The sequence below is a fragment of the Peptoniphilus sp. oral taxon 386 str. F0131 genome (assembly GCF_000090945.1).
Lineage (GTDB): Bacteria > Bacillota > Clostridia > Tissierellales > Peptoniphilaceae > Anaerosphaera > Anaerosphaera mikwangii.
Genome location: NZ_GL349422.1, coordinates 1202625 through 1224081, shown reverse-complemented (window position 1 = coordinate 1224081; position 21457 = coordinate 1202625). Strand labels below are relative to the sequence as shown.

Genomic DNA, 21457 nt, shown 5'->3' with positions numbered 1-21457 from the left:
TAATGCAAGGAGGTCTATTATGAAAACAGTTATTGTTTATTATTCTAAGCATCATAATAATACAAAGAAAGTTATAGATGTTATTGCTAAATTGGAAAATGTAAAGCTCATTGATGCCGGTATCATTAAGGAAAAAGATTTATCGGAATATGATCTTATATGTTTTGCTTCGGGAATTTTTTATAGTAATTTTCATAAATGTGTTATTGAGTTTGCAAAGAAGAATCTCCCGGAAAATAAAAAGGTATTTTTTATATATACCTGTGGGATAAAGAGGGCGAACTACACAGATAAAATAAAACAAATTGTAATTGAAAAAAATTCAAAAGTTCTCGGAGAATATGCCTGCTTAGGATTTGATACTTTTGGGCCTCTTAAGTTAATAGGTGGAATAGCTAAGGGACATCCGAACGAAGAAGAAATAAATGGGGCGGTAGAGTTTTATAGTAATATTATAAATAAAATATGAGGAGTCGGGCATATGTCTAAGCAAGCGTCAAAAATACAAGAAAAAGTAATGTCTTTTATGTATCGCGGCAAAGGAATTTTTAAGCCGTTAAATACCGGAAGCATTGATGAGAATGTAAAATGTATCAGAGAATTTGTTGCAAATATTTTTTTCTATACTAAAAAAGACACAACTATAATGATAGATGCAGGATATAATTATGAAAGATTACTTGAAAAGATGAAGTGGATTGATATTGATCCGAATACAATAAAACACATTTTAATTACACACCAAGATACTGATCACATAGGTGCTGTAGAACGTGACAGTAGTCAGCTATTTAAGGATGCAACTTTATATATAGGAGAAATAGAAAACAAATATCTTACAGGAGAAAAGAAACGTAAAGTATTATATGGATTGGGAACTTTACCGCGAGTTTTTATTGATAATAAAAAGATTTTATTAAAAGACGGAGATGTCTTTTTTATAGACGAAATTAAGATTGAAAGTATTCTTGTTGCAGGACATACATGGGGACATTTAGTTTATTTAATAGATGATAAGTATTTATTTACAGGAGATACAATTTGGTTTGGTGTAGATGGAGGTTATAGTTTTATAAATAGTTTGGCAGAAAGTAATTCTCTTGCCAAAGAGTCACTAAAAAATTTGGAAGAACAGTTGAGAAACAGAAAGTTAAATCCAATTGTAATTACTGGACATACCGGTTGGGCGGATAGCATTGATTTTACGTTTGCTCATAGGGATGAAGTATGTAACAGTATGAAGAAACAAAAACCATATGATCCTAGGGCGCCATACGATGCATATGATGAGTCGGATGATACGGAAGAACGTTGTAGAGCAAATAAATTAAAAAAGGCAAATGAAGAATAAGCTATATATTTATATGTGAGGTCAATTATGAAAAGAATTTTATTTATTTTTTTAATATTATTTGTTATAAATTTCGGAGTTTTTAAAATTATAACCAAAAGTAATTCAAGCATACCTCCAAAAAGTGATATAGTTGAGATTTATAATGACAATGGAAAAGAAAGTGCACTTGAAAAATTAGAAGGTGTCAGTCAAGAAAATTTAATTGAAGCTTGGGGAAAACCGGATGGTTCGTTATTCGGAATGTATGGAGATATATGGGAATATGAAAATAAAATTATAATTATTTATTATAAGGATGTTGATGAAGAAGTTATTATAGATGTAATTGTAGATAACAAACAAATATAAATATAATTATTATGGGGTGGATGTTTTTGGGAAGTAAATTAAATTTATTGGAAATAGTAGGACTTGTAGCTATAATTTGCGGTTTTATCTATATATTATACATAAATGGATATGCTGTCTTTTCTGCAAAAAAAGCATTGATGTTTGTAGGAACCATGGGATATTTTACAAATAGATGCAAGGTTAGATTTTATGCCTGTACCGGATTTGTGAAAAGAGTTTTGAAATTTAAAGAAAGCAGAGAGTATGAGTTCAGGTATGATGGAAAGTTAAAAAACGGCATCGCCTATATTGAAGTTCAGGATAGAAATGGTAAAGTATTATTTACAATTGATGAAGGAAATAAGATTGTAAGTTATAATTTTGAACGCAAAGAAAGATATTATCTGGTAATGAAATTTAAAAATGCAAATGGGAAACATGAATTGACTTGGAAATGATATTATCAGCAGAGTGTATGATAAAACAAACATTCAAAAATTATGTGATATTGCAAGGTTAATGTTTGAAAAATTTGAATGACAAAAGTGAAAGAGGATATATTTTGCAGTTTGTAAAAAGTAAATTTTAAAAAGAAAGGCAGCCGCTTTAGGCTGTTTTTTTGTCTAATGGAATTCAAAAATAAAACTACATAATTATACTTGAAATTAATTATCAATAATAGTATTATGATAACTAAGTAATCTTTGAATGAGGAGGTTATAGTTTGTCAAACGGTAATTATGAGGTTACTCATAAAAAAATTCTTGAAAGTGCTAAAAGACTTTTTTTGAAAAACGGATATGAGAGAGCAAACCTTAGGGAAATTTGCAGAGGAGCGGAAATAACAACAGGTGCATTTTACAGACATTTTGAAGATAAAAATGCTTTGTTTTCTGAACTTGTGGATCCTGCAATAAATGGAATTATGAAAAAGTATAGAATTGCCGAGAGAATATGTTTTGATTATTTATCTAATGAAGATTTAATTTCAATGATGAAGTTTGGTGTTGATATTGCTATGGTTTTTATTGACTATATCTATGACAATTTTGACGCATTTAAACTCATATTAATGTGTTCGGATGGAACAAAGTATGTCAATTTTATAGATTGGCTGGTTGAGGAAGAGATACGTGCAAATAAAAGAATGTTTCTGCTTTTTGAGGAGCATAATATAGTTTATAAAAAAATATCTGAAAAGGAAATGCATATGTTGGTGCATTCTTATTTTTCATGTATGTTTGAAACGATTTTTCATGACTATGAAAGAGAAGAGGCAATAGAGTGTATTAGAACGATTACAAAATTTTATTCTGCAGGATGGAAAGAGTTATTGGAAATATCAATGTAATAATAGAAATTATAATGAATTTAGTTGCTGAGAAGGAGGTAAAATATGGAGAAACAAAATCCTTTGATGAGGATATGGGAATTGGCTAAAGAAGAACATTCGGGATTAATAAAGTCTGTAATATTTGCAATAATAGGTGTACTTGGAGGAATGATACCATATTTTGCAGTAAGTAAGATTTTAATTAATTTATTGAATGGAAATACAGATAACAATTTGTATATTCATTGGGCTTTAATTAGTTTTTTAGGTTATTTGATTAAGGTTGTTTTTTATGTAAATGCTCTTTCGATATCACATAAGTCGACATTTAGCGTATTAAAAAATATAAGATTAAAAATTCTTGATAAATTGCCGAAAATGCCACTTGGAACAATTTTAGAAACATCAAGCGGACGAATGAAACAGATAATTGTAGATCAGGTTGAAAGTACTGAAACAACTCTTGCACATTTAGTTCCTGAAATGACTTCAAATATTTTGGGACCTGTATGTATAATAATTTACTTATTTGTACTTGATTGGAAAATGGCATTATTATCTATAGTATCTATTCCTGTAGGCATGTCTTTTATGGGATTAATAATGAGAAATTACACAGAGCGTTATGAGGGTGCTGTAAGGACAAATGCGGAAATGAACTCGGCAATAGTTGAGTATGTAGGAGGTATTGAAGTAATAAAGGCATTTAATCAGGGGAATAAATCCTATGCAAAATTTGCTGAAAAAGTAAATGCAAATGCGGCATATTTTTATAATTGGATGAAGGAATGTCAATTTTACACTTCGTTAGCAGGTGCAATATCACCTACGACAATGATCACTACATTGCCGATAGGATGGATTTTCTATATTAAGGGAAGCATATCGATAGAAATTTTTATAACAACTATAATTTTATCTCTTGGAGTAGCAGGTCCGATTATTTCTGCAATGATGTTTTTTGATAATCTTGCTAAGGTCGGAACTATTGTAGATTCAATAGATAAAATTTTATGTGGAGAAGAACAAATTCACAATAAGGAAAGTGTGAAATTTGATAATATGAATATTGAACTTAAAGATGTATCGTTTGGATACACAGAAGAAAAAGAGGTACTGCATTCAGTAAATATGAATATATCTGAAAGTACAATGAATGCTTTTGTAGGATTGAGCGGTAGCGGAAAATCTACAATTGCAAAGCTAATTGCAGGTTATTGGGATATTAAGTCAGGCAGTATAAAAATTGGAGGTATAGAGCTAAAAGAGATACCTTTAAATCAGCTATACGATTTAGTTTCATTTGTATCTCAGGATAATTTTTTATTTGATGAGAGTATAAGAGAGAATATAAGAATGGGCAATATAGATGCAACGGATGAAGAAATTGAAAAAGTTTCTAAGCTTTCTGGATGCCATGATTTTATCATGAATTTAGAAGATGGCTATGATACTGTTGCAGGTAGTAGTGGAAGTCATATATCGGGAGGAGAAAGACAGAGAATTGCAATAGCAAGGGCTATGCTTAAAAATGCTCCGATAGTGATTTTGGATGAGGCAACAGCATATATAGACCCCGAAAATGAAGCTATTGTTCAAAAAGCTGTTGCAAAATTAATTTCAGAGAAAACTGTAATAGTAATAGCTCACAGATTATCCACAACAACCAATTCAGATAAAATATTTTTGATAAAAGATGGAAGAGTTGCAGATAGAGGGACTCATGAAGAATTGCTAAATAATAACTTAGATTATAGAGATATGTGGAATGCACATATTGGAGCAAGGGATGGTGAATAATTATGATAAATACATTAAAAAAGATATGGGAATTTGCCGGAGAAGAGAGAAAAAATATCAGTCAATCTGTATTTTTAGGTTTTGTATTTGCAGTTTTTCACATGTTGCAAATAAGTGCAATATATTTTGTTATAGATGGACTTATCAAGGGAGAAAAGTCTTTGAAAATATCTTTTATTGCATTTATGCTTTTAGTAATAAGTATTATCGGCAGAGCAAGTATAAATTATTTTACTCAGCTTAAGCAAACGCATGCGGGCTATTTTATGGTTGCCAATAAGAGAATAGAAATAGGGAATAGACTAAAAAGTGTTCCCATGGGTTATTTCAACAAGACAAGCATAGGAGAAATAATAGGAATAAATACAACAGTATTGGATGATGTTGAAACCCTTGCACCTATGATACTTGTAGCTATGCTTAGCGGGTTTATAAATTCAGTTGTATTTACAATTATGATACTTTTATTTGAGTGGAAGATAGGAATTTTGGTAGTAATGGGAACAGCAATATATCTTGTAATAACATCAAAGATGGAAAAAAGATCAAGAACACTACTTCCTAAAAGGCAAAAAGCTCAAGCTAAGCTTGTAGAAGCAGTACTTGAGCAAATACAAGGTATGCATATAATAAAGGCATTTAATTTAACAGGAAAGGGAGATAAGAAAGTTCGTAGAGCATTAGAAAATAGTAGAAGTTCAAATTTAAGTGTGGAGAGGGTATTTACACCGTATATAATGGCTCAATCCATATCACTAAATATATTTAGCGTATTAATGATTATTGTATCAGTATCAATGTATCTGAATGGGACTATGACACTTACAAATGCAATAATGTGTATAATAATGTCATTTATGGTATTTACACAAATAAGTTCAACAGGAAGTTCGCTTGCTACGTTCCGTATAGTGAGCAGTTCAATAGAGCAAGCGGAAAAAATAAATGAAATACCGCAAATGGATATAGATGGAAAAGAAATCATACCTGAAAGCCATGATATAGAATTTAGAAATGTAAGTTTTTCGTATGAAAAAAAGAAAATTTTAGATAATATTTCTATAAAACTGCCGGGAAAAACCATGACTGCAATAGTAGGACCAAGTGGAAGTGGAAAGACTACTATGTGTAATTTAATTGCGAGATTTTGGGATGTTGATGAGGGTAGTATAACGATAGGTGGAAGAGATATAAAGGAATACACATTGGAATCTCTTATGGAACAAATAAGTATGGTATTTCAAAATGTATATTTATTCCAAGATACAGTAGAAAATAATATTAGATTTGGAAAACCTGATGCTACACATGAACAGGTAATAGAGGCTGCAAAAAAAGCTTGTTGTCATGATTTTATAATGGGTCTTCCGAATGGATATAATACCATAATTGGAGAAGGAGGAGGAAGTTTATCCGGAGGAGAAAAACAAAGAATTTCAATTGCAAGGGCTATATTGAAAGATTCTCCGATTATTATATTTGATGAAGCAACTGCCAATATTGATCCGGAAAATGAACATAAACTTCAAAGCGCTATAGAAGAGCTTACGAAGAACAAGACGATAATAATGATAGCACACAGATTGAAGACAGTTAGAAATGCAAATCAAATATTAGTTGTTAATAATGGAAGAATAGAAGAAATAGGAACTCACGAAGAGTTAATAAAACAGGATGGAATATATTCCAAGTTTATTAATTCAAGAAAAGAAGCTGTGGGTTGGAAAATTTAAAAAAATCCGTTTCTAACATTAGAAACGGATTTTTTGGTGCTTTAGCGGAAATAAACCCCTAGTTCTACTAGGGGTGGATAAGAATACTTTAGTAAATGAAAATAAAAACCTCCATGTCACAATAATGTTGGTTTGGCAACCGCATCACTTCGCGTAACAGGAGGTTTTTTGACAATGAAAAATGAGATAAAACATACAGCACATTCTAGTTATCGATGTGAATATCACATTGTTTTTGCACCAAAATTCAGACGAAAAGTAATTTATGGTGAACTAAAAAAAGATATTGGAGTAATTCTTAGAAAGTTATGCAACGAAATGAAGGTGGAAATAATTGAAGCAGAGGCATGTCCTGATCATATTCACATGCTTGTTAGTATTCCACCATATATGAGTGTAGCACAGTTTGTAGGTACTCTCAAGAGTAAGAGTGCCCTGATTATTTTTGATAGACATGCAAATCTAAAGTATAAATATAGGAACAGACACTTTTGGTGTAGAGGATACTTTGTAGATAGTGTTGGAAAGAATGAAAAGAAAATACAAGAGAATATAAGGAATCAGCTAGAAGAAGATTATATGAAAGATTAGATAAGCATAAAGGAATACATAGATCCTTTCACAGGAGAAAAAAGTAAGTAAAAAGCCACTTTGAGTGGCAGCTGGAAAAGTGATGCGATGGTAAACCTTCAATACCCCTTTGAGGGGTTGGCAAGAGTTAACCCTTCTAGGATATGAAAAAACCACTAGTTTCACTAGTGGTTTTTATTCTTCAATAGGTTCAGTTACATCAAAATGTCCCATAAGTGTTTGAACATCTTTTCCGTCAACTGTAAATTTTACTGAATTAGAAACCGGAGTATTATTTTCCTTTACTGATTTTAATGTATTTACTATAGAACCGATTAGAATTTGTTCATCTAAGCTTCCGCCTTCTAAGTTTTTAGAATTCAGGTCAACTGTAAATATAGATTCATGTAGCTCGATATTATTGATAGTTATTTTTTTAGGTATTGCAGCAAATACATCTGTTTCTTTTCCGTCAGAATTTGTTGCAGTTTTAGGAGAGACTTTTAATTTTTCCAGTTCATCTTTAATTTCGTCAATGTCGTTAACAGTTGTACGTATAGATGCAAATTTATAATTTTCATCTCCATTTACTACAAATTCTTTTGTAGGATAGTATAAGCTGATTTCATAAACAGTTTCATTAACCGGTTCTTTTTCGGATGCACTATTATTTATAGAGCTTTTGCCGCAAGATGTAAGTAATAGTAGTATTATTGCAATAAATATTAAGTTTTGTGTAAATTTTTTCATTTTATTCCTCCTTAAAATGTAGTTTTTTTATAACTAAAGTGGGTATTATTAGATTATACTATTATAATGAGAAAATTTATAGTATAATTCTTATTTATTAAGGAGGGGTGATAATTTGTTTTTTGACGATGAAAATAATAATGGCAAAAAAAATAAAGATAACAAATTTATAAAAAGACCTATGTTAATTTATTACATACTGGCTATAGTGTTAATTTTTACTGTTCCGTATGTTACAAGGCAAAGATTACAAAAAAATGTTAAAGTAACGACTACAGATTACAGTACATTTTTAAATTATGTTGAAAGTGGTAAAGTTACTGAAGCACATGTTTTAGATAAGAAAATAAGATTTGATGTTAAAGAACCCGGAAAAGAAATTCAAAAGTTTGAAACATCAACATTTAATGATTTAAAATTAGTAGATAGGCTTAATGAAAATAATGTTAAGTTTGATAAGGAATATCCTAATGAATTAAATCCTATATTGATGGTTCTAATTCAAATGGGAAGTACATTTATAACATTATTATTAGTTTGGTATATTTTTTCAAGATTTATACTTAAGAGATTTGGTGGAGAAGGTGGAGTAGGACCGATGAGTTTTGGTAAATCTAATGCTAAAATTTATGTCCAATCTACTGATGGAATCAGATTTAATAATGTTGCAGGACAGGATGAAGCCAAAGAGGCGTTGACAGAAATAGTTGATTTTTTACACAATCCTAAGAAGTATACAAAAATAGGAGCCAAACTTCCTAAAGGAGCACTACTTGTAGGGCCTCCCGGCACAGGTAAAACTCTTCTTGCAAAGGCTGTAGCGGGCGAGGCTGATGTACCGTTTTTTTCAATTTCAGGATCTGAATTTGTAGAAATGTTTGTCGGACTTGGAGCTGCTAAGGTAAGAGATTTGTTTAAACAGGCTCATGAGAAAGCACCATGTATTGTATTTATTGATGAGATAGATACTATTGGTAAAAGACGTGATGGAGCCGGAATTTCGGGCAATGATGAAAGAGAACAAACTTTAAATCAACTTCTTTCAGAAATGGACGGTTTTGAAGGAAATGACGGAGTTGTAATTCTTGCAGCTACTAATAGACCGGAATCATTAGATCCGGCACTTTTAAGACCAGGTCGTTTTGACAGAAGAATTCCGGTTGAGCTTCCGGATCTTGCAGGTAGAGAAGCTATTTTAAAAGTCCATTCAACAAAAATTATCAAAGATGATAATATAGATTATACACAAGTTGCAAAAGCTACTGCCGGAGCAAGCGGAGCCGATCTTGCAAATATGATTAATGAAGCAGCTCTTAGAGCTGTAAGAGAGGGCAGAGACAAGATGACTCAAAGAGATATTGAGGAATCTGTTGAAGTTGTTCTTGCAGGATATGAAAGGAAGAATGCAGTTATTTCTCCTAGAGAAAAAGAAATTATTGCATATCATGAAGTTGGACATGCACTTGTTGCCGCAATGCAAACTAATTCGGCACCTGTTCATAAAATTACAATAGTGCCAAGGACAAGTGGGGCATTAGGATATACTATGCAAGTAGATGAAGAAGAAAAATTCTTAATGAGCAGGGAAGAATTATTTAATAAGATAGTTACATTAACCGGCGGGCGTTCAGCAGAAGAATTAATTTTTTCATTGAGGACAAGCGGCGCATCAAATGATATTGAACAAGCGACTAAAATTGCAAAGGCTATGATTACAAGATTTGGAATGAGTAATGAATTTGGATTTGTTGCCATGGAAAGTGTAAGTAATAAATACTTGGGTGGCGATACCAGTCTAAGTTGTTCACCGGATACTGAGAGTAAGATAGATTTAGCAGTTCAACAGTTAATAGAAAAAGCTCATGAAAAGGCAATCAATATACTTAAAGAAAATATTGATGCACTGCATGAAATAGCACATTTTCTTCTTCAGAGAGAAACAATTACAGGAGAAGAATTTATGGAAATACTAAATAAATATTTATAATAAAAAACCTTCTATATTAATATAGAAGGTTTTTTTACGTTCAATTCATAAAAAAATTTATATAAAAATATTGACATATAATTATCACCTGAATATAATACTTATATAAATATTTATATAAAAATATTTATATATTATACTTTTAGGAGGAAATTATGAATAACTTAGATAAAATTAAAAACATAGTAGCGGAAAATTTAGGATGTAGTGTTGAGGAATTAGATGAAAATACAAATCTTATTGAAGATTTAAAGGCGGATTCACTTGACATAGTTGAATTAACAATGGCAATTGAAGAAGAATTCGGTATTTCAATCAAAGATGAGGATATTGAAAAGATAAATACAATTGGAAATATCTTAGAGTATGTTGAAAAATGAGTGCAGATATTATTAAAATTTTAGAAAAATTTTCAGCTTTAAACATAGATTCAATGAAATATTCTAATAAAGAATTCAATTTAGAGCTTAAAAAAAATAATAGTTGTGATTCAATAGAGAATTCAGAATACAGTAAAGAAAAATTAATTAATGAGTGTATAGAAAATAAAATCATTCAGGAAAATAGTGAAACAGAAAAAATTAAAGAGGATTATTTATATAAGCTAAAATCTCCCATTGTAGGAATTTTTTATTCTAAAGCATCGCCTGACAGTAAAGCGTTTGTAGATGTAGGTGCAGAGGTAAAAAAGGGAGATGTATTGTGTATCATTGAAGCAATGAAAATGTTCAACGAAATAAAATCTCCTGTAGATGGAATTATTAGGAAAATTAATTTTGAAGATGAACAGCTGATTGCATTTGATGATATTATTTTTGAGATAGAGGAAAAATGTTAAAAAAAATTTTAGTTGCAAATAGAGGAGAAATTGCCCTTAGAATAATAAGAGCGGCGCAAGAATTGCAAATAAAAACTGTTGCAATTTATTCAGTTGAAGATAGAGAATCTCTTCATGTCAAATTTGCGGATGAAGCTGTTTGTATAGGTTCTGTAAGAAGTAAGGACAGTTATCTTAATATTGATAACATCGTAATGGCTGCGAAGGCCACTAATTGTGACGGAGTTCATCCGGGATACGGCTTCTTATCGGAAAATCCTAATTTTGTTGCAAAACTTGAAGAAGGGGGATTGAAATTTATAGGTCCGTCATCTGAAGTTATAGAAATTATGGGAGATAAGATAAGAGCAAGAGAATTGATGTTGAAAAACGGAATAAGTGTAGTGCCCGGTTCTGATGGAGAGGTTGACGGAGTTTCAGATGCTATTGAGATTGCAAAGAAAATAGGATATCCAATTCTTATAAAAGCTGCCGGTGGTGGCGGTGGAAAGGGAATGAGGAAGGTATATAGCGAATCGGATATTAAAGTGGCTTTTGAGTCTGCTAAGTCTGAAAGCATAGCTGCATTTAATAACGGGTCAATGTATATAGAAAAGCTTATTGAAAATCCGAGGCATGTAGAAGTACAAATTCTTGCGGACAGCTTTGGTAATGTGGTTTCATTATTTGAAAGAAATTGTTCTATACAAAGAAAAAATCAAAAAATGATTGAAGAGGCACCATGTTTTGGAATTGATAATACTATAAGAGAAAAGTTATATAAAGAATCAATTAAAGCGGCAAAAGCATGTAATTATGAAAATGCAGGAACTATTGAATTTGTAATGGATGATGAAAATAATTTTTATTTCATTGAGATGAATACGAGAATACAAGTCGAGCATCCTGTTACAGAAATGATTACCGGTATTGATATAGTAAAAGAACAGCTTAAAATTGCTTCGAAGATGAAACTGAATTTTAACCAAAGTGATATAGAAAGAAACGGGTATGCCATAGAATGTAGAGTTAACGCAGAAAGCCCTTTTAATAAATTTTTGCCTCAAAGCGGCGAAGTGAAATTTTTATATGGTCCGGGTGGAGTTAATACGAGATTTGATTCACATTTATACACAGGAGCGAAAATAAGTCCGTTTTATGATTCAATGATTGGAAAAATAATAGTTCACGATAAAACCAGAATTGGGGCTATAAGAAAAATGAGAAGGGCCATAGAAGAGACAATTGTAGTCGGTATTGATACAAATCTATATCTTTTATATGCAATACTTTATAATTTTGATTTTATAAAAGGTAAATACAACACTTCTTTTATTGAAAGAGAACTTGATGGTTTACTTAAGTTAATGGAGAATTATAGATAGTGGATTATTTTAAAAGAAAAAAAGATATTTTTAAAAAAATAAAAGAAATAAGAGATAAAAGACAAAATTCAGAGAAAAAAATTTTAGAAAAAAGTATAGTTTTTTCGCAGTGTAAAAACTGTGAATCTATGATTTTTGAAGATGAATTGACAAAAAATATGAGAGTCTGTCCAAATTGTGGATATCATTTAAAAATATCTTCAAAGGACAGACTTAAATATTTGATGGATAATTATGCATTTATTGAATTTAAAAAATATGAATCAGATCCGTTAGAATTTGAAGGTTATGAAGAAAAGAAGAAGATTATGAGAGACAAGACATCTTTAAGTGAAGCTGTAGTAGTGGTAAAAGGGACTATAAGCGGAAATAAGTGTTATGTATTTTTAATGGATTCTGATTTTTTTATGGGAAGTATGGGAGTCGAAGTAGGAGAGAGGATAGCTTATTGTTTTGAGCTTGCAGCAAGAGAACAACTGCCGGTAGTTGGTTTTTGTGCAAGTGGAGGGGCAAGAATGCAGGAGGGAATTTTTTCACTCATGCAAATGGCCAATACTACATTTGCACTTAGAAAACATTCTGAAATGGGAAATTTATATATTTCGGTTTTGACAGACCCGACTACCGGAGGAGTATCTGCAAGTTTTGCAAGTCTTGCAGATATAATAATAGCGGAGCCTGGAGCAAGAATATGTTTTACAGGCAGAAGAGTTATAGAGGAAACGATAAAACAAGAATTACCTAAAGATTTTCAAAGTGCGGAGTTTTTGATTGAACATGGATTTTTAGATGAGATAGTTGATAGGAGAGAACAAAAAAATTATATAGGAAAAATTTTGAGCTATCATAGGAGAAAAGATGAAGATAGAAGAGATTTTTAAAGAAATACTTGATGAAGAAAAACTATCTAAGTTTAAAAATAGTTATGAATTTAAGAAATATAAAGAATCTATTTTAAATGATGCAAAAGAATTTTTGACACCAAGTGATAGAGTTTTTTTATCAAGGTATAAAAACAGGCCTAAAGCAAAAGATTTTATAGAAAATATTATAGATGATCCTATTTATTTTAAGGGAGATAGATGTTTTAAAGAAGACAGTTCTATAATATGCGGAATTGGGAAGTTGGATGATGAGGTTGTAACATTCATAGGGATAAATAAGGGAAGAGATTTTGAAGAGAGCATAAAATGTAATTTTGGAATGGTAAATCCTGAGGGATATAGAAAAGCCGTAAGGATTATGAAACAGGCAGAAAAATTTAAAAGACCGATAATATGTTTTGTAGACACACCGGGAGCTTATCCCGGGGTTGGGGCGGAAGAAAGAGGCCAAGCGGAAGCTATAGCGAAGTCCATATACACAATGGCAGGGATAAATACAAATACAGTTTCTGTTATTACAGGTGAAGGAGCAAGCGGTGGAGCGATAGCACTTTGCGTTTGTGATCATTTAATTATGATGGAAAATGCCATATATTCAATACTTTCACCGGAAGGATTCGCGTCTATATTGTGGAGAGATTCCGGTAAAGTTGATAAGGCTATAGAGATTATGAAACTTACTTCAAAAGATTTATATAAATTTAAAATATGTGATGAAGTTATTGAAGAAAACCTTGCGCCTACACAGGAAGATTTTTTTGAAAATTACAGCAGGCTTAAAAATTCAATTGTTGATGCGTTGAAAAAACTAAAAAATATTCCAAAAGATGAGTTATTAAAAAATAGAAGAGAAAAATATAGGAGTTTAGAATGGGGCTTAAAATAGTAGATGCAGTTAGCTATGTTCCTGATAGAACAGTAGATAATAGTTATTTTGAAAGTTATCTTGATACAACTAATGAGTGGATAGTTCAAAGAACCGGAATTGAAAAGAGACATTTTAGTGATTTACAGGTATCTGAAATGGTATTAAACGCATCAAAAAAATTGCAAATTTTTAATAGAGAAAGTATTAAATTGGTAATTTCCGCAACGGTTACTTCAGATTATGTAGTTCCGTCTTTATCTGCTTTAGTGCATAAAGAACTCGATTTACTTGAAGAAGTATTATCTTTTGATATTAACATGGCTTGTACAGGATTTATAGGAGGACTTATAGTTGCGGAGAGTATGCTGAAAGTTGGGGAACAAGCCGTAATAATAGGAGCAGAAAAATTAAGTAATATAGTAAATTTTGATGATAGAGCTACTGCCATGTTATTTGGAGATGGAGCCGCCGTTACAATTGTAGAAAAAACAAATGAGAAGTTTTCTAAAGTATCGGGTACAGTTCCAAGTTTTGATTTAAAGTTTATAAACGATGGAAAATCTAAAGTAACTATGGAGGGCAGAAATGTATATAAATTTGCAACATCAGTTATTCCATCCGGAATAGATAAGCTTTTAAGTATGAATAATATAAATGTATGTGATATAGAGCATTTTGTGTTACATCAAGCTAATTTAAGAATTATAGAGTCTATTGTAAAGAAGACGGGATATAAAGAAAAATTTTTTACTAATATTCAAAATATGGGAAATACTTCATCGGCAAGTATTGGACTTTGTTTGGCTGAAATGAAGAATAAAAATATATTAAAAAATGGAGATAGAGCCTTATTATTCGGATTTGGCGGAGGATTAACATATGCAGGGGTAATAGTGGAGTGTGGAATATGAAATTACAAGAAATGCTTAACATAAAGTATCCTCTAATTCAGGGAGGAATGGCACATATAGCAACAGGAAAATTTGCAGCAGCTGTAAGTAATTCAGGAGGACTTGGAGTTATAGGATCGGGAGGTTTTACTGCTAAGGAGCTTAGAGATGAAATAGAAACGTGTTTGAAACTTACAGATAAACCATTTGGGATAAATATATTGCTATTGCACAGAGAGATAGAAGAAATTTCTGATATAGTTTGTGAATATGGAATTAAAATTCTTACAACGGGAGCAGGTAATCCGGGAAAGTATATAGATAAATGGAAAGCTCATAATATAAAAATATTTCCGGTAATATCTTCTAAAGCACTTGCTATTAGAATGGAAAAGCTTGGAGTGGATGGAGTGATTGCAGAAGGACAAGAGGCAGGAGGACATATAGGTGAACTTGGGACTATAGTTTTGGTAAATGAGGTTGCAAATTCATTATCTATACCTGTGATTGCTGCAGGAGGAATTGCAAGTGGAAAACAACTTTTAGCGGTAGAAGCTTTAGGGGCGGTAGGAGCACAAATAGGAACTTGTCTATTACCTGCAATAGAATGTCCGATACATGATGACTATAAAGAAAAAATTATAAATGCAAAATCATCTCAAGTGACAGTAATTGGGAGAATAAATGGACTGCCGGTGAGACTTCTAAAAAATGAAATGACAAGAAAATATATAGAATGCGAAAAAAACGGAGCTGAACTACAAGAGCTTGAACAAATGACTTTAGGAGCATTAAGACGTGCTGTCAAAGATGGAGATATGATAAATGGTTCTATAATGTGCGGACAAGTAGTCGGAGAAGTAAATTTAAGGAGAAAATTAGTAGACATCTTAGATGGAATCTACAGTGAATACTTAAATGCCAAGGAGAAATTATGTGCGAAACAAAATTAAGTGAAAAACATAAATTTGATAATGAGAACATAAGAGGAAGGAAAATAGGATATATATATGCAGGACAAGGAAGTCAGGTTCCGCATATGGGATTAGATTTTTATAATAGCAGTATTTCAGCAAAAAAGTTTTATGACAGTGTAGATAAAAGTTTAGATTTAAAAAGATTGTCATTTGAAGCTGATGAAGATGAACTTGTGAAAACTGAAAACACACAAGTTGTATTAATAGGTTTTCAAGTAATGCTTACAAAATTATTTAATGAAAATAATATAGTTCCCAATGCTGTTTGTGGACTTAGTATTGGAGAATACGGAGCATTGTATTGCTCGGGAGTTCTAAATGAAGAAGATGTTTTAAAAATATCCAAGTTTAGAGGAACGGAAATGAGTAAATGTTCTGAGGGAATCAATACAGAAATGTATGCGATAATTAATTCATCTGAGCAATATATAAATGCAGTATTAGAAATATATAACAGTACCGAAAAATTTGTTCAAATATCTAATATAAATTCTAAAGAGCAAATAGTAATTTCAGGAGATAAAGATGTATTAGAAAAAGTTAAATTACATTTAAAAAAAGACGGTGTCAGGTATATTAAACTAAAAGTTTCGGGAGCATTTCATACAGCATACATGGATAGGGCGGCTGAAAGTCTTGAAAAGTATTTTAAGACGATTGAATTTAGTGAACCTAAAATACCTGTCTATTATAATGTAACAGGAAGTAAGGAAGATGAAGGTAATATAAAGAATCTAATGGTAAAACAAGTTAAGTCTACTGTCAGGTTTGAAGATGATATAAAAAATATGATTGAGGATGGTATAGACTTATTTATTGAAATAGGATTTAACAATATCATAAAAAAAATTGTAAGAAAAATAAATAGTAATGTACAAGTAATTTCTATTTCAAGTTACGAAGATTTTAAAGATTTGGTGGAGAAATTTTATGAATAATAAAACAGCTTTGATAACAGGAGCTACAAGAGGTATAGGAAAGAGAATAGCTATTGAATTTGCCGATAGAGGTTATAATTTAATAATAAATTATAGAGACAAAGAAAGCTTTGAATTACTTGAAAAAGAAATTTCAGATAATTGTCAACTTTTAGGGGTTAGAGGAGATGTTTCAAATTTTGAGGATGTAAGTAAAATTTTTGATGAAGGAATTAAAAGATTTGGAACAATTGATGTGCTTGTAAATAATGCCGGAATTACTTCAGATAATCTTGCAATTAGAATGAGTAACGATGAATTTGATAAAGTAATAGATGTTAATTTGAAAGGTTGTTTTTATTTTATGAAACTGGCGGCAAAACATATGCTTAAGAATAGAAACGGTAGAATTATATCCATATCTTCAGTTGTAGGATTACATGGAAATGCCGGACAAATAAATTATGCTGCAAGTAAAGCCGGCTTAATAGGAATGACAAAAACTTTGGCATTAGAGCTTGCAAGTAGAAATATAACCGTAAATGCAGTAGCGCCGGGATTTATTGAAACTGAAATGACAGATAAATTAAGTGAAGATTCAAGAAAATTAATACTTGATAAAGTTCCTCTTAACAGAATAGGAACTACTGAAGATGTTGCAAAAGCTGTAATATTTTTAGCATCAGATGATGCGAGATATATTACCGGACAAGTACTATCTGTTGATGGAGGTATGAATATATGAAACGTCGCGTAGCAGTAACGGGAATAGGATTTATTTCTCCGATAGGCAATGATGAAAAGACATTAACTGAAAATTTACGAAAAGGTAAGTGTGCAGTAGATCGTATAACATTATGCAACACAGAGAATTTAGATGTAAAAATTGCATGTGAATGTAAAGATTTTAATTCTGAAGATCATTTCAGCAAAAAAGATTTAAAAAGAATGGACAGAGTTAATATCTTGGGAATAGTTGCAGCAAGAAAAGCCGTAGAAGATAGCGGAATAAAGCTTGACGATTGTGATATAGATAGAGTTTCCATTATGGTAGCATCCGGAGTGGGAGGACTTTCAACAATTGAAAGAGAGTCTTTTAAGGCATTTGAAAAAGGATATTCAAGAGTAAGTCCGTTTTTTATTCCGATGATAATCGCAAATATGACAAGTGCACAAATAGCAATTGACTTGAATGTACATGGATATGTATCATGTCCCGTGACAGCTTGTGCATCTTCAAGTACAGCTATATTAGACGCATATAGAAGCATTAAAGACGGTTATAATGATGTTGTTATTGCAGGAGGAAGTGAAGCAAGTATTAACGGACTTGGAATAGGGGGCTTTAATTCTATGAAAGCACTGTATGCAGGTGAAGATATAAATAGAGCCAGCATACCGTTTGATAGATGCAGAAGCGGATTTGTCATGGGAGAAGGTGCTGCAATTTTAGTGTTGGAAGAATTAAAAAGCGCAAAAAAAAGAGGAGCAAAGATTTATGGAGAAATTGTAGGTTCATCAATGACATGTGATGCAGGTCATATAACTTCTCCGAATGAAAATGGAAAATTTGCAGCTCTTGCAATGAAAAATACGGTATTGGAAAATGGAAATAAATTGGAAGATGTAGATTATATAAATGCACACGGAACTTCCACACCGTTAAATGATAAGTATGAGACAAAGGCGATTAAACGAGTTTTTGGTGATAATGCTTATTCTTTGAATGTATCAAGTACGAAATCTATGACAGGTCATTTACTTGGAGCAAGCGGCTCACTTGAGGCAATTATTACTCTTATTGCAATAAAAAATTCATTCATACCTCCAACGATAAATTTTTTAGAACCGGATCCTGAATGTGACCTTAATATAACACCAAATATAGCAGTTAATAAAAAAATAAAACTTGCAATTTCAAATTCACTTGGATTTGGAGGACATAATGTGTCAATTGCATTTAAAGGATGTGAATAGATGTATAATTCAAATGAAATATCAAAAATATTACCACATAAATTTCCATTTCTATTGATAGACAGAATAATAGAAATGGAAGAAGGAAAATATGCTAAAGGAATAAAAAACATAACAGTGACTGATCCTGTATTTCAAGGACATTTTCCGGATGAACATGTATATCCGGGAGTGTTAATAGTAGAGGCAATGGCACAAGTTGGTGCTTTTGCAATACTTTCAGAAGAAAAGAATATTGGGAAAAAAGCATATTTTACAAAAATAAAGGAAGTCAAATTTTTAAAGACTGTAGTCCCGGGAGATACATTAGAAATCACAACTACTCTCATCAGCAGAAGATTAAATGTCGGATTTGCAAATTGTATTGCATGCGTAAACGGTGAGGTGGTATGTAGAGGAGAAATAGCCTTTGCACTGAGTTTATAATATTGTACTTATTTTAGTTATCTGTTATTATTTATTTGAGGTGAATTTTGTGTTCGAGCATGTTTTTAAAGAGTTATATGACAAATTTAAATTGAATTTTTACAGAAATATTTTTGGCGGTTTTGCGGAAAGAGAATCATCTCTTACAGCTACGGAAACTTTTTGTACAGAAGTAATTTATGCATTGGATAAACCTACCATAAATGAAATGGGTAAATTTTTAAACATCTCTCAACCTAACATAACTTATAAGGTAAATAATCTTGTAAAAAAAGGTTATGTAAAAAAAATACAGTCTGAAAATGATAAAAGAGAAGTGTTTTTAGAAGTTACAGATAAGTTTTATAACTATTATAATGTAAAAAATGAATATATGAATCTTGTTTTAAAGAGAGCGAGAAATAGGTTTTCCGAAGAGGATTTAGAAAAATTTGAATATATGTTAAGTGTAATATCAGAAGATTTAATGCCTGAAATAACCGAAGGAATGATAAGATTAAAAACTTGATATAGGTGTTAAATAAATTTATTTTGCTGTAAAACAGTAGCTATTAAATTGAGAATTAATATGTTATAATAGTAAAGTAAAAACGATTTCAAAAACATTATATATAGGAGGATTACATTATGAAAGTTTATAAGACAGAGCAGGTGAGAAACTTGGCCTTAGTTGGTCATAGCGGAAGTGGAAAGACAAATCTTACTGAAGCTATGCTATTTCAAAGTGGAGCAACTAAAAAAATAGGTCATGTATCGGAAAAAAATACTATAAGCGACTTTTCAAAAGAAGAAATGGAAAGGGGAACTTCCATAGGAACAAGTATTATACCTGTAGAATGGAGAAACTATAAGGTTAATATTATAGATACTCCGGGATATCTTGATTTTATAGGAGAAGCTTATGGTGCTCTTCGTGCTTCTGAAGCAGTTTTAATGGTTATAGATGCAACTGCAGGCGTTGAAGTCGGAACAGAAAGAATGTGGAAGTACACTGAAAAAATTGGTCTTCCAAGAATTATATTTGTAAATAAAATTGACGGAGAAAATGTAAATTTTAGAAAGCTTATGGAAGAACTTGAAAATTCATTTGGTAAAAAAGTAATTCCATTTTCAGTTCCTATAGGTGAAGGAGAAAGCTTTGTAGGGGTTACAGATGTAATATATCAAAAGGGCTTTAAGTATAAGAATGGAGCACCTGAAGAAACAGAACTTACTCATGATCAAGTTAAGGCAACAGAGAGAATGTATGAAGAAATTGCAGAGGTAGTTGCAGGTTCTGATGAAGTTTTAATGGAAAAATATTTTTCAGGAGAAAAATTTACTCGTGAAGATTTACTTAGAGGAGTTACATCAGCTTTATTATCAGGAGATGCAGTTCCGCTACTTGTAGGATCAGGAGAAAAGGGAATAGGAATAGACATATTACTTAATACAATTGTAAACTATATGCCGGCTCCGGATGATGAAAGAGCACATCTTGGATTTAGATATGATGAAGGCGAAGAAAGAACTGTAGATGCAAAAGAACCTTTTGCGGCTGTAGTATTTAAGACAATAACTGACCCGTTTGTAGGAAAAATTTCTATATTTAAAGTTATTTCAGGAAAGCTTACAAAAGATACTCCGATTTATAATATGAACAAAGAAGAAACTGAAAAATTAGGTGGACTTTTTGTAATAAGAGGTAAGACTCAATTTGAAGTTACGGAAATAGAAGCGGGAGATATAGGTGCTACAACAAAACTTGGAGCAACAGAAACAGGAGATACTTTATGTGATAAAGCACATGGAGTAAAATTTAAAAAACTTCAATATCCGGCTCCTGTATTGTATTATGCAATTGAACCTAAAACAAAGGGCGATGAAGAAAAATTAGGTACTTCTTTAAAAAGACTCAGAGAAGAAGATCCAAGTTTTACAATAGAAAGAAATACCGAGACAAAGCAACTTACAATAGGTGGACAAGGTAAAGTACAACTTGATGTAATCCTTGAAAAGCTTAAGAATATGTTTGGGGTGGAAGTTAATATAATTCCGTTTATAATTCCTTATAGAGAAACTATTAAAGGTACTGCATCTGTTCAAGGCAAACATAAAAAGCAATCCGGAGGAGCAGGACAATATGGTGATGTATGGGTAAGATTTGAACCTTGTGAAGAAGATTTTGTATTTGATGAAGAAGTATTTGGAGGTTCAGTTCCTAAAAATTACTTCCCTGCAGTAGAAAAGGGAATAATAGAATCAAAAGAACACGGTGTGTTGGCGGGATATCCTGTAACAAACTTTAAAGCAGTTTTATATGATGGTTCGTACCATGATGTAGACTCAAATGAAATGTCATTTAAGATTGCGGCATCACTTGCATTCAAAAAGGGAATGGAAGAAGCTAAACCTACACTTCTTGAGCCTATAATGAAAGTTGAAGTATCAATCCCGGATTCATATCTTGGAGATGTAAT

General features: G+C 31.5%; 23 protein-coding genes. 22 read left to right on the top strand and 1 reads right to left on the bottom strand.

Translation table 11 applies throughout. The features are described 5' to 3' along the window. Positions 1-19 precede the first annotated feature (19 nt). The 8 genes from HMPREF0629_RS05860 to tnpA all read left to right on the top strand — a co-directional run bounded on the left by HMPREF0629_RS05860 (position 20) and on the right by tnpA (position 7141). Positions 20-469, top strand: coding sequence for a flavodoxin family protein (locus HMPREF0629_RS05860; protein ID WP_009222422.1), 450 nt, complete (start codon positions 20-22; stop codon positions 467-469). Between the two features lie 57 nt (positions 470-526). Beyond that, entirely contained in the window at positions 527-1351 is an 825-nt protein-coding gene (locus HMPREF0629_RS05855; RefSeq protein ID WP_255263830.1) for an MBL fold metallo-hydrolase, read from the top strand. A gap of 27 nt (positions 1352-1378) precedes the next feature. Then, positions 1379-1702, top strand: a complete 324-nt coding sequence (locus HMPREF0629_RS05850; protein WP_039856692.1) for a hypothetical protein — start codon at positions 1379-1381, stop codon at positions 1700-1702. A 26-nt stretch (positions 1703-1728) separates the two neighbouring features. Next, positions 1729-2142, top strand: coding sequence for a hypothetical protein (locus tag HMPREF0629_RS05845; protein ID WP_009222419.1), 414 nt, complete (start codon positions 1729-1731; stop codon positions 2140-2142). Positions 2143-2408: 266 nt separating this feature from the next. After that, positions 2409-3035, top strand: a complete 627-nt coding sequence (locus HMPREF0629_RS05840; RefSeq protein WP_009222418.1) for a TetR/AcrR family transcriptional regulator — start codon at positions 2409-2411, stop codon at positions 3033-3035. Between the two features lie 45 nt (positions 3036-3080). After that, the gene (locus HMPREF0629_RS05835; protein WP_009222417.1) at positions 3081-4817 is read left to right on the top strand and encodes an ABC transporter ATP-binding protein; all 1737 of its coding nucleotides are present in this window, start codon (positions 3081-3083) and stop codon (positions 4815-4817) included. Between the two features lie 2 nt (positions 4818-4819). Beyond that, positions 4820-6550: an ABC transporter ATP-binding protein gene (locus HMPREF0629_RS05830; protein ID WP_009222416.1), complete on the top strand. Its 1731-nt coding sequence runs from the start codon at positions 4820-4822 to the stop codon at positions 6548-6550. Between the two features lie 174 nt (positions 6551-6724). Then, complete coding sequence (tnpA, locus tag HMPREF0629_RS05825; RefSeq protein WP_050747997.1) at positions 6725-7141, top strand: IS200/IS605 family transposase; 417 nt, start codon at positions 6725-6727, stop codon at positions 7139-7141. 174 nt (positions 7142-7315) lie between these two features. On the opposite strand, the gene HMPREF0629_RS05820 is transcribed toward tnpA, so the two are convergent. Continuing rightward, positions 7316-7870 (bottom strand): GerMN domain-containing protein, encoded by a 555-nt coding sequence (locus HMPREF0629_RS05820; protein WP_009222415.1) that lies wholly within the window; start codon positions 7868-7870, stop codon positions 7316-7318. A 181-nt stretch (positions 7871-8051) separates the two neighbouring features. Here HMPREF0629_RS05820 and ftsH point away from each other — a divergent pair, with 181 nt between their 5' ends. The 14 genes from ftsH to HMPREF0629_RS05750 all read left to right on the top strand — a co-directional run. Continuing rightward, complete coding sequence (gene ftsH, locus HMPREF0629_RS05815; RefSeq protein ID WP_083763159.1) at positions 8052-9857, top strand: ATP-dependent zinc metalloprotease FtsH; 1806 nt, start codon at positions 8052-8054, stop codon at positions 9855-9857. 155 nt (positions 9858-10012) lie between these two features. Then, positions 10013-10237, top strand: a complete 225-nt coding sequence (gene acpP, locus HMPREF0629_RS05810; RefSeq protein WP_009222413.1) for an acyl carrier protein — start codon at positions 10013-10015, stop codon at positions 10235-10237. Further along, positions 10234-10695 (top strand): biotin/lipoyl-containing protein, encoded by a 462-nt coding sequence (locus tag HMPREF0629_RS05805; protein WP_009222412.1) that lies wholly within the window; start codon positions 10234-10236, stop codon positions 10693-10695. Before acpP ends, HMPREF0629_RS05805 begins: the two co-directional genes overlap by 4 nt. Further along, positions 10689-12059 carry an acetyl-CoA carboxylase biotin carboxylase subunit gene (gene accC, locus HMPREF0629_RS05800; RefSeq protein ID WP_009222411.1) on the top strand — a complete coding sequence of 457 codons (1371 nt, stop codon included), beginning with the start codon at positions 10689-10691 and terminating at the stop codon, positions 12057-12059. Before HMPREF0629_RS05805 ends, accC begins: the two co-directional genes overlap by 7 nt. Next, positions 12059-12940, top strand: coding sequence for an acetyl-CoA carboxylase carboxyltransferase subunit beta (locus tag HMPREF0629_RS05795; protein WP_039856690.1), 882 nt, complete (start codon positions 12059-12061; stop codon positions 12938-12940). The genes accC and HMPREF0629_RS05795 overlap by 1 nt, the downstream gene beginning before the upstream one ends. Beyond that, on the top strand, positions 12918-13829 hold the full coding sequence (gene accA / locus HMPREF0629_RS05790; protein ID WP_083763153.1) for an acetyl-CoA carboxylase carboxyl transferase subunit alpha: 912 nt from the start codon (positions 12918-12920) through the stop codon (positions 13827-13829). Before HMPREF0629_RS05795 ends, accA begins: the two co-directional genes overlap by 23 nt. Continuing rightward, entirely contained in the window at positions 13814-14722 is a 909-nt protein-coding gene (locus tag HMPREF0629_RS05785; protein ID WP_009222410.1) for a ketoacyl-ACP synthase III, read from the top strand. The genes accA and HMPREF0629_RS05785 overlap by 16 nt, the downstream gene beginning before the upstream one ends. Next, complete coding sequence (locus HMPREF0629_RS05780; protein ID WP_009222409.1) at positions 14719-15654, top strand: nitronate monooxygenase; 936 nt, start codon at positions 14719-14721, stop codon at positions 15652-15654. Before HMPREF0629_RS05785 ends, HMPREF0629_RS05780 begins: the two co-directional genes overlap by 4 nt. Further along, the gene (locus tag HMPREF0629_RS05775) at positions 15636-16616 is read left to right on the top strand and encodes an ACP S-malonyltransferase (protein ID WP_009222408.1); all 981 of its coding nucleotides are present in this window, start codon (positions 15636-15638) and stop codon (positions 16614-16616) included. The genes HMPREF0629_RS05780 and HMPREF0629_RS05775 overlap by 19 nt, the downstream gene beginning before the upstream one ends. Then, complete coding sequence (gene fabG, locus HMPREF0629_RS05770; protein WP_009222407.1) at positions 16609-17340, top strand: 3-oxoacyl-[acyl-carrier-protein] reductase; 732 nt, start codon at positions 16609-16611, stop codon at positions 17338-17340. Before HMPREF0629_RS05775 ends, fabG begins: the two co-directional genes overlap by 8 nt. Continuing rightward, entirely contained in the window at positions 17337-18572 is a 1236-nt protein-coding gene (gene fabF, locus HMPREF0629_RS05765) for a beta-ketoacyl-ACP synthase II (protein ID WP_009222406.1), read from the top strand. The genes fabG and fabF overlap by 4 nt, the downstream gene beginning before the upstream one ends. Continuing rightward, complete coding sequence (gene fabZ, locus HMPREF0629_RS05760) at positions 18573-18998, top strand: 3-hydroxyacyl-ACP dehydratase FabZ (protein ID WP_009222405.1); 426 nt, start codon at positions 18573-18575, stop codon at positions 18996-18998. A gap of 49 nt (positions 18999-19047) precedes the next feature. Further along, positions 19048-19506 (top strand): MarR family transcriptional regulator, encoded by a 459-nt coding sequence (locus HMPREF0629_RS05755; RefSeq protein WP_009222404.1) that lies wholly within the window; start codon positions 19048-19050, stop codon positions 19504-19506. A gap of 119 nt (positions 19507-19625) precedes the next feature. Then, on the top strand, positions 19626-21457 hold a 1832-nt coding region (locus tag HMPREF0629_RS05750), incomplete at its 3' end, for a translation factor GTPase family protein (RefSeq protein WP_009222403.1).